7 protein-coding genes and 1 pseudogene are annotated in these 10195 nt (G+C 38.1%); all 8 read right to left on the reverse strand.

The window, feature by feature from the left end; all coding sequences use genetic code 11:
- Positions 1 to 31: 31 nt before the first annotated feature.
- A complete protein-coding gene (locus HUV91_RS15400; protein WP_174493973.1) occupies positions 32 to 1378 on the reverse strand; it encodes a restriction endonuclease subunit S in 1347 nt (448 codons plus the stop codon).
- On the reverse strand, positions 1375 to 2937 hold the full coding sequence (locus HUV91_RS15405; protein WP_174493974.1) for an N-6 DNA methylase: 1563 nt from the start codon (positions 2935 to 2937) through the stop codon (positions 1375 to 1377). Before HUV91_RS15405 ends, HUV91_RS15400 begins: the two co-directional genes overlap by 4 nt.
- 63 nt (positions 2938 to 3000) lie before the next feature.
- On the reverse strand, positions 3001 to 6468 hold the full coding sequence (hsdR, locus tag HUV91_RS15410) for a type I restriction-modification system endonuclease (RefSeq protein ID WP_174493975.1): 3468 nt from the start codon (positions 6466 to 6468) through the stop codon (positions 3001 to 3003).
- 275 nt (positions 6469 to 6743) lie between these two features.
- Positions 6744 to 7769, reverse strand: coding sequence for an HNH endonuclease domain-containing protein (locus tag HUV91_RS15415; RefSeq protein WP_174493976.1), 1026 nt, complete (start codon positions 7767 to 7769; stop codon positions 6744 to 6746).
- Between the two features lie 21 nt (positions 7770 to 7790).
- On the reverse strand, positions 7791 to 8375 hold the full coding sequence (locus HUV91_RS15420) for a class I SAM-dependent methyltransferase (RefSeq protein ID WP_174493977.1): 585 nt from the start codon (positions 8373 to 8375) through the stop codon (positions 7791 to 7793).
- 148 nt (positions 8376 to 8523) lie between these two features.
- Positions 8524 to 8937, reverse strand: a complete 414-nt coding sequence (locus HUV91_RS15425) for a M48 family metallopeptidase (protein WP_228721884.1) — start codon at positions 8935 to 8937, stop codon at positions 8524 to 8526.
- A gap of 191 nt (positions 8938 to 9128) precedes the next feature.
- Positions 9129 to 9635: a hypothetical protein gene (locus HUV91_RS15430; protein ID WP_174493978.1), complete on the reverse strand. Its 507-nt coding sequence runs from the start codon at positions 9633 to 9635 to the stop codon at positions 9129 to 9131.
- 355 nt (positions 9636 to 9990) lie between these two features.
- Positions 9991 to 10188: pseudogene (locus HUV91_RS16545) on the reverse strand (transposase); the annotation flags it as partial.
- Positions 10189 to 10195: the final 7 nt, after the last annotated feature.

Genomic DNA, 10195 nt, shown 5'->3' on the forward strand with positions numbered 1-10195 from the left:
GCACTCATCCCCATGAATGCGTTTTTATTGTTTAAACTTCTTTCTTTGCCCGTGTTTTTTTCACAGGCTTATTCGCTTCTCTTTCCGCCTGAATTTTAGCAAGTAAACTTTCAGCACTGTTAACCCCCGTAATAAGCTCTTGATGTTGCTCACGCCATTCGGCAGTGAGTTCACCGCTAAAGGCTTTGGCTAAAATAGATTGCGTGAGTAAATTCACTCGTTTTTGGGCTGATTTAACTGTTTCTTCAATCTTATTTGCATAAACAAATAGATTTTTTACGATATTTACAATCTCAACTTGTTCATTGAGTGTTGGTAAAAATATATCAATTTCTCTGACTTTATTTAGGTTAAGATTTGGCTGATTTCCACCAGATGCAGCTTTACGAATGGTTTCGTAATTTTCTAATAATCTAATTTTTACAAATGAGGTATGAGCAATTTCATTATTTACTAAAATTGCAGCACATGCCTGATTACATGTCGCTTCAATTAGTAGCTCTGTTACCTGTCCTCGAGTTTTACCCTCACCATACATAGCTAAGAGTAAAGTTCCTTTTGGGAAAGGAATTAAATTACACTCTTTTGAAGCAATCTCTGAGATAAATTCATCTGCACTATCAGTAAAATTATTTCCTGTAGCAGAACTTGTTAGCCAAGGAATAGAAGCATTTTCCCAATATTTTGATTCTTTTCGAGAAGGTGTTTTTCCAGTTTTAATGATAGCAATATCCCCTAAGGTTTTATCTTGCCACTCATTTATTTCAGAAGTACCACGCCACTCCTCCGTCAACTTCCCACTCACTGCATCCGCCAAAACCGACTGACGGAATTTTTTAAGAATGGCAGGAATCGCATCTAAACGGGCTTTAATTTGCTCCACTTGGGCAAGCATCACATCAAGCTGACGAACAATTTCTTGTTGTTCGGCTAATGGTGGTAATATAAATGGGAACTTTGCTAAATCGTCTTTATTGAAACCATTTTGAGCTGATCTAGATAACAACATCAAAGGATTTTGAAAATAATCTGATCTTAAGAAATACTTTAAAAAAGTTTTTTCAATGCCTGATGGAGTAATGACTTTGGCTAATGCAACGTTATATGCCCCTTCCATACCTGAACATATACGGCCTAAGGAAGCCCCATATCTAGCGATTAAAATATCTTCCTTTTGACAAGTTTTTAATTTTTTTGTCATTGGAATATAAGTAGGTACAGGCTTTAAGCCAAAATCTCTAATTTGTAATAACCTAATATATCCTTCACTAGGTTGATCTATAAATTCCGACTTTGGGGGTTGAGTACCACCCTGTACATCCAACAAATCCGTAAAAGGAACTAAATACCATTCAACAGGCAAATTATCTAAATTCATGCCTGTTCCTCAGCGTTTAAACCTAAAGCATCTACCAAAAACTGTTTTTGCGTATTGGCTTCATCAGTTTGACCCAATGCCTGCATTAACGCATCTAACTCAACTAGAGCCTGAGTCAGTTCTGACATGGCTTCACTTGCCAACACATGCGGTTCAGGTAAGTTTGCAGCATCCACCGCATCATTATCCTTTAACCATGAAATATCTAAAGAATCGCCTTTTTGTTCTTTAATCCATTCACGGCTAAACTTTCGCCAACGGCTGTTTTCAAGCGTTTGCTCTTGGCTTTCTTCCGTAAGCGACCATTCACCTTCCGTACGAGCTGATAAACCTTTCGGGTCTGTGCCATAGACAGCTTCAAAACCTTTTAAATGACTTTCAGTAAATGGCGTACGCTTACCAAAACTTGGCATATTGGTACGTAGGTCATAGACCCACGTTTCCGTGGTACAATTTTCATCTTGAAGTGGATTAGCTTCTGTACCTTTAGTAAAAAACAGCACATTGGTTTTTACACCTTGCGCATAGAAAATCCCTGTCGGCAAACGCAAAATGGTATGTACATTACACTTATTCATCAGGTCTTGACGAATAGACGTGCCTTGCCCTGCTTCAAACAACACATTATCTGGCAATACCACAGCGGCACGACCACCTGGTTTTAAATTCTTATAAATATGCTGTAAGAACGCCAATTGCTTATTTGATGTGGTAAATGGCAAGTCGTCACGGGTAATACTCGCTTCACCCCCTTTCGACGTCCCAAATGGCGGATTGGCTAAAATCACATCGGCTTTAGCTAAGCTCTCACCTACAGGGCCGAGCGAATTACCGAGTTTAATTGCACCATTTTCCCCACCAATATCATGCAACAAACAGTTCATTTGCGCTAAACGACGGGTGTTCGGTACAAGCTCTACACCTGTAAACGCCTCTAAAGTATAAAACTTCGTTTCCGACTCAGATAAATCATACAAGTCATGATGCTGTTTAATAAACGCATCGGCAGCAATTAAGAAACCTGCCGTACCACATGCAGGGTCTTGAATCACTTCATTCGGCTGCGGTTGCATACAACGCACAATACTGTTAATGAGTGGGCGAGGAGTAAAGTACTGACCTGCACCTGATTTGGTTTCAGTCGCATTCTTTTCCAATAAACCTTCGTATAGATCACCCAAACCATCGGCTTTAATGCTAAACCAATCCAACTGATCAAAAGCATTGATTAACTGTTGTAAATGACGTGGCTCACGTAGACGTGTTTGCGCATTGGCATAAATCGAAGCGATTAACTCATGCTGACTTTGCGACAGATCGAGCAACATTTGCTTATAAAAAGTCAGTAAAGCTAAACCGTTATGGTCTTTAAAATGTGCCCATTTATATTGTTCAGGATAAATTTTAGCGAGTGTGGAAAACTCATCATCCAGCTCATCGACCATTTTGACAAATAGCAACATGACTAGCTCAGAGACATAATCGCTATAGTTAATCCCGTCATCTTTGAGCACATCACAAAGATTCCAGAGTTTTTGTACGATATCGTTTTGGGTCATGTTGTCTACTTCATCAAAAAAATTAAAAAATAAATGCGTGGTATTGTAACAGTTAGCGAGAGCTTAGGATGCTTTCCAAACGCCATCACTGATCTTATCAACCAGTTTTTCGACATCTGTGTCCAGAAGTTTACTCAACCGTTTAACCCCACCCGCTTTGGCAAATTGATGGTGAATCATGCTTTTATCGACAATGATTTCTTTGGCAATAAACATTGTTAAACGCTCAAGCCATTGTTTTTGATCTGGCGTCCAATCACGTATTTTCAGGATTTTCGCCAAACCTCGTTTATAGCGCTCCTCCACCGAAGTCACATCTTCCCCCAAAGTCGCACGACGAATCTGAGAAATAATCTGTGAGGCATAACTTTGGGTGCTTGCATTGCCACCCAATGCCTGTGAAAGCTTAGTTTGGGTAAAACCTTTACTGGCAAATAAATTTTCCAATTCACGCAATTGCACACGGGTTAAATCGGCAGGACGTGTCACTACTGCTTTAATTGCAGCATTATCATTCACAGCAGTTTTAATGAAATGATCAAACTGCAATAAATAATCTTCAGGTCGTTGATGTGCTGTATCCACAACACGCTCGACCAATGCATCTTTTTCAGTGGAAATAATTGGTAAATCTAAAGTCCCAAGTGAAGAACGCACTTCTGATAATCGCTCTTCTAAAATTGCACTGTTTTGTTTGAGCCATTCACCCAAACCATCTACCCCCTTTTCACGTAACATTTGCGGGACTTTATGCGAGTCAACACCAAAATTTTCCTTAATCTTAGCCATAGCTTCACGAAGTTTTCCTTGATCAGGATGATGCTTAAACTTTTCAGCTTTACCTAAAATTCGAGTAATTTTTTGCACCAATTCATCTAAGACCAAATCGGCTTGTGTCCGCTTCACACCATCATCAGAGGGAACTGAAACGGTTTTGGCTTTTTGCATCAAATCAGCATCGGTTAACTCTTTGATGAGCTGATCTATACTGATGTTTGGACGCACTACGATTGGCTTCATGGTATTGACATCTTGTAAAGTTGCAAAAATATCAACGGCATCAAATACACGGAACTCAGTTTTACCAATATCAGAACAAAGACGAGTTGCACGACCAAGCATCTGCTCAAAGAGCACACGAGAACGGACTTTACGAATAAAGACCAAATTACAAATCTTTGGAACATCGATCCCTGTGGTAAGTAAATCAACTGTCACCGCAATATTCGGGAATTTATTCTTTTTAAAACTTTCGATCAGTTTATCAGGCTGTTCTGCATTGCCCGTGATTTTAGCAACTGCATCATTGTTCCAATCTTTACCGTATTTCTTTTTGAACAATTCATTTAAGACCAATACAACTTGATCAGCATGACGGTCCGTCACACAGAAAATCATCGTCTTTTCATCAGACAATGGATTTAAATCCTCAACCAATGCCTGACAAATGACTTGATTAAACTCAGGAGCAATCACACGTCGGTTAAAGTCTGCGACATCAAAAGCCATGTCATCCTGTAGCTGTGCCGTACTTTTCTGCCCTGTTTTATTGGTCACCACCTGAACGGTTTCACCTTTTGGAATCTCAATGCCTGCCTGACTCAATTTTGTAATATAGCGAATCGGCGCATTATAGTTGACCAAATAACCTTCTTCGACCGCACGGGTAAAACTGTAAGTAAATACAGGATTGCCAAAAATTTCGGTGGTATGTAGCGCAGGTGTAGCCGTTAAACCAATCAAGGTCGCATCAAAATATTCCAGTACTCGTTTATAGGTCGACAGATACTGTGCCTCATCACGGATACTATCTTCACCTTCGGTCATTTCCTTGTCTAAGGTATAACCGCGGTGTGCTTCATCGATAATAATACAGTCGAAATAATCGATTGGTAATGGATCATCACTGTTAAATAAGCGGTGTACCAGACTTTGTACTGTCGCCACCTGTACATCAATGTCGGTGTCGTACTCAATTCCCAAATCAGAAATGGTATAAATCTGCGCCAAAGTCTGACTTTGATTAATCACTTCAGATTCAAAAGCTTTAAAAGCCTGAGTTCCGAGTGATGAACGGTCGACGAGAAATAGAACACGCTGAAAACGGTTACTTTCTAACAATCGATACATCAACCCTGTTGCTAAACGGGTTTTCCCTGTACCTGTCGCCATCGCTAATAAACAACGGTCACTGCCCTGAGCAATCGCACGTTCAACCGCTTTAATGCCTTCACGTTGATATTGTCGATCATTAAATGGCAGTATCTCCGTTTTTTCCAAATATTGATCTGCTGGATAGGCGTTGTATTTAAGCTTACTGAGTAAGCCTTGAGGTGAATGGAAACCTTGTAAGGGACGACGCAAATTGGAGGCATGACGTACATCACGATACCAAATACCACCTTCATCGACTAAACGCTGTGAATATGGCTGTCCATTGCAGGAATACACAAAAGGTACGTGGAAGGTTTTATCCTCTGACTGCCATGCTTGTGTACGATCTTCTAAAAGATAAGCTGGTTTAATTTCATCCGTAAATTGAAAACCTTGCGAATAGCGTTCTGCCTGAGAAATATAAGCACTCACAGTCTTGTTTTCTTTCTTCGCTTCAACCACTGCAACGGGGATTAATCCTACAAATAAAATGTAATCAGCTTCACCTTTTTTTCCATCAAATAATGTTGGATATTCTGCTATCGCTAAATTTAAACCCTCTTGCGGGCGTACACCTTTGGCATAAGTCAACAACTCAGTATCCGTAATCCATCCCACCTGATTCAATTGTTTATCAATTAATAATCGAGTTTCTGCTTCAGACAATTCGAAAGTTTGGTTGGCAACTTTTAGTTGTGACGGATCAATCACCTCAACTACAGGTGCGGTAGGTTGCTGTTCGAGTTCTTTAACTTTTTGCTCAAGTTGTAAAAGTTGCTGTTTTAACTTTTCAGCCTCTTCTGACTGTTGTTGTTTTAACTTTTGATTCTCAGCTTCTAATTCTGCATTTTTTTGTTGAATTTCATGATTTACAGCTTGTTTATCATAAGCTGTACGTAACTGCTGTTGAAGCTCCATGACTTCAACTTTCATTCGACGTGTTTCTAAGGTTGGATCTACTGGTGCTTGATATGCTTTGAACACTTTCGATTTTTTTTGGGTCACCAAATATAACCATTGTGCAACTTTATAAGAAAGCGTCAATGAAGCAAGGGCATCACTATGATGGGTCTGTAAATCATGTGCACCTTTATTGCCATTTTTACGTAGAGTATGCAACACAGAAATAAAATCAGCTTTGATATCAATTGTATTTTCTAAACGACGAATGCGTGCTGCAAAGTCAGTTTGTTCTGTAAATTCAATCTTATTTGCAATGGCGAGTTGATTGACCAAACGCTCAGCAAACTTACGTGTCTGTACTAAAGTATGCGCAGGTGCTGAGTAATATGAAGCTTCTGCACTGATCAATAATGCATGCATTAAAGGATCAATTTCTTTTACAAATTCAAACTGAGATTCAACTATATCATTCATCATTATATGCAACTAACTATCTGTATTTTATTATGCTTTTTAAAAGCCACCCTGAGTCAAGCATAGCAGTTCTCAAAGAATACTTTAAGAAAAAACTAAGATATAAATAAATTTTAGATATCTACACTGTATTTAAACTCCACATCAAATAGCCATTTTCTTTTGCTTGCTCATATATCGCAGTAGAAGCATTTACAGTCTTGTAGCCCGATCAAAACATCTACAGTATTAGATCGTCATGTTGTTATTTAAAAATAATGAAAGTTAATACTTTGCTAAAAAATGCTATTCCCACTCCGTGTTGGTTCCCATTTCTTCCCCCCACCCATCGTCAACGTAGCACAGCTATACGCATCTTGTAAAAAACCACGACGTGCAGATTCAGTAAAGCCCGTTTGTGAAATTAAGGTCTCTCGAAGAGGATGATGACTCGTAATTAAGTACTCATTACGCTTATGTAAACGTGCTAATAGATTCACCGATGGTAAGCGATCAAACTTGCCCTGTTGTCCTCGATTACAATTTGAACAAGACAGCACCAAATTCGCTACGCCATTAATTGGTTTTTGAATATCACACTCACGCAACTTATGTGGAAAAAAATGATCCACATCCGCCGAATGTTCAAATAACTGTTCAATTGTGATCGGTGTAAAACAATAGAAACACCGACTCTTTTGATAACCATTCAACGCTGATTTTGCAGAGGTAACATTTACGCGTCTTATTTTATTGTTTGCAACCAAAATACCCTGATCATCATGCTCAATCTGTACTAAATGCTTAGGTAAATTCATATCCCAAGCAGTCTCAACCAAGCGCCATCTTGCTTCGGTTTCATCAACTAAATCATGAGCATTTTGTGCTTCAAAGAGTTGGAATACTTCATCAGTGAGAATGATGCCACCATGTGTTTTGCGAGCGTCTATGAAAAATCTTTTTGGTAACTCTTGCCCATGTACATTATGAAAAGCATCAATAACATTTGCGAAGCCATACTGCACCGTTTTTGCAATCAAAGTTTGCTGATCAATTTCACCTGTATTGTAAGAACGGCAAAAATCTAAAAACCGACTTGAGCTTGAAGTAGCCTGTTTATCTACGAGTTTTAAATGTTCACAAATATGCTGGCTAAAAGGCTCTGCTAATTGATCAAGGGTAATGATCGTACTGCCTCCCGCTTTTAGATCATAAAGTGATTTAGCTAACGCAAATTTATAGGAAGCAACATTACGTCCAAACAGAATCACTGCACGCCAATAGTTTTCTAAAGATGGCTCTATTTCATAAAATTCAGACATTAAGATAATTTCCTTATTATTTTATTTCTTTTTCCAAAGAACATTCAGCCATTCTTCATCACGATCAGGTCGTTTATCTACTGTGATCCACTGCTCTAGGCTTTCAATACCATTTAACTGATCCAATAATGCTTGGGCTTGCTGCTCATCTAAATCCGTAAAACTGCGTCCATCTTTAATTCGTTCTGTCTCACCATATTTAAAAGACATATAACAAATACCATCGGGTTTTAATGCATTTAAAATTCTTCCGATAACTTCAGTTAAACGACCTCTTTCACAATGCAGTAATGAAGCACATGCCCAAATACCCTCGTATTTTTCCCAATCATTTAATTCATAAAAACTTTCTAAACGGACCTGAATACCCGTTAATTTTTTAGCTTGTGCTACCAATTTTTCAGAATAATCTGTCGCTTCAACTTGATAGCCCTTATTTTTAAAAGCCAAACTATCACGTCCAGAACCACAGCCTAGATCTAATATTTTGGCATGTTCAGGCAGATAACGTAGGAACGGTTGATATAAAGATTCCATATCAACATTTATTGTTTGCGTACAAAATAATTCAGCATTTTTATTGTAATAATCTAATGTGGTCATCATAGCATCGCTCCCCTAAGGAGATTAATGTATATGACTACAACCCAAAAATATAGATTGTTGAATTTTTTAGCGTCAAATTTTGTCGTTGATTATACTCATTTAAAATAAAAATTGGTTTGATTCAACACTCATTAGAATTATACATGTGCTATTTATTCATTTGGTTAATGTGCTCTTGAATTGCAACTATACGTTTCTCAGATGCTGGGTGAGTTGAAAGAAAGTCTACTTTAGTCCCTGCTTTTTCTTGAGCTAAAACTTTATTCCAAAAACTGACTGTACCTTGAGGGTTATATCCAGCTCGCACCATAATTTCCAAGCCTAATAAATCAGCTTCTGTTTCTAACTTACGAGATCCTGGTAAATTGATTCCATAATCTCCAACAAGACTAGTACCTGAAACAGCAATATCTCCTAAGCCAGCTGAACTTGCAGCTAGGATCCGTAAACTTGTTAAAAGCTTCTTACTCATTTTCTCTCGACCATGATCCCTTAATGCGTGAGAAATTTCATGACCGATTAGTGCTGCTAATTCATCATCAGTAGCATTAATTTTAGTCATTGAACCTGTATGCCACTTACTGTTGTAGACATACAACCAGTCAAAAGTATCTCTGATAGAGCCAATGTACATACCGTCTTAAGATTTAACATCGCAACTTCCTTTCTTGCTAATTTTAAAGATATTTTTAAATTTACTAGGTATAGATAGCTTTTATTCAACCTGTAATTTCTCAATTTTCTGAAGCTCTTTTAAAATTTTTTTATAATATTCCTGCTCTCAGGAGTGAACCTTACCTGATTTAAAGTATTGTCATCGAATGTACCCTGAACATTCACAAGATAATTGGTGAAATCTAAATGGCGATACTGCTCAGGTCGAGCTTTAAAGATGTCTTTGATCGTCTGACTCAAAGCATCATTAAAATTCAGGAAATCATTTAACTGTTGTATTTGTCTTTTAGTCATTTCTTTATTAGAAAAACGTTGCAACATTCCATCCAAATTTTCTTTTAATTGAGTTGCAAAATCTTTCACTGAAACGAGAGGATTACCTTTTACTACTTTTTGATTAAAGTGAGCTTTAACCACATCACGCAGCTTGAATGGTTTACGTTTTTCTAATTCTCGTACTTGATCTGTAATATTCTGAAGTACAGGAACTAATGCTTCAGGTGCATTCTTGGTTATTTCTGTAGCTGTAGTTGTTCCTGCTCCTTCCACTGTTTCACTTGTTTGGCTGTTGCTGTCAGATCCCAAACTTGATTCATTATCCGATACATATCCACTATCGTTTGAGCTTCGTCCAACTCCTGTAGGATGTGCTGATTGTCCTGCTGTTCCTGTGGTGTTAGAGTTTGAAAGTGTTTTTGCATTGCTGTTCGAGTGAGTGCTAGACGCTCTGGTGTGTATGTTCTCACTTTGCTCATTCTGTATACCCTGTGCTTGAATATTTATTGATGTGTGCCGAAATAATAGGACTCTTCCACTTGGGAGATTCTACGCACCCAACTTGTAAAAGTCCTCTGCTGTTTGATTTGGTGTCTTAAAATTCAGCCCCTTCTGAATTCTTTGTTGATTATAAATAGCTCTATATATTTTGTAATATCTGCTTTAGAGCAATGAGATCGGGCGAATATTGTTGTGTGTCTGCTAATGTCCCAACCTTTGCTTTCTTGTACCAATTTGACAAAGTTTGCATGGAAATACCGAGTTGTCATACTGTTTCGGAAATATGACCTTCGTTTTCTTCAATGGCTTTTATTGCTTCAGCTTTAAATTCTGCCGTATAAATCTTTTGTTTTTTGCTCATGGCAACT

Source organism: Acinetobacter sp. Marseille-Q1623, assembly GCF_902809895.1.
Classification (GTDB): domain Bacteria; phylum Pseudomonadota; class Gammaproteobacteria; order Pseudomonadales; family Moraxellaceae; genus Acinetobacter; species Acinetobacter piscicola_A.

Coding starts and splice junctions, on each gene's coding strand:
- HUV91_RS15400 (WP_174493973.1), bottom strand. CDS start 1,378: ATGAATTTAGATAATTTGCCTGTTGAATGGTATTTAGTTCCTTTTACG.
- HUV91_RS15405 (WP_174493974.1), bottom strand. CDS start 2,937: ATGACCCAAAACGATATCGTACAAAAACTCTGGAATCTTTGTGATGTG.
- hsdR (WP_174493975.1), bottom strand. CDS start 6,468: ATGAATGATATAGTTGAATCTCAGTTTGAATTTGTAAAAGAAATTGAT.
- HUV91_RS15415 (WP_174493976.1), bottom strand. CDS start 7,769: ATGTCTGAATTTTATGAAATAGAGCCATCTTTAGAAAACTATTGGCGT.
- HUV91_RS15420 (WP_174493977.1), bottom strand. CDS start 8,375: ATGATGACCACATTAGATTATTACAATAAAAATGCTGAATTATTTTGT.
- HUV91_RS15425 (WP_228721884.1), bottom strand. CDS start 8,937: ATGACTAAAATTAATGCTACTGATGATGAATTAGCAGCACTAATCGGT.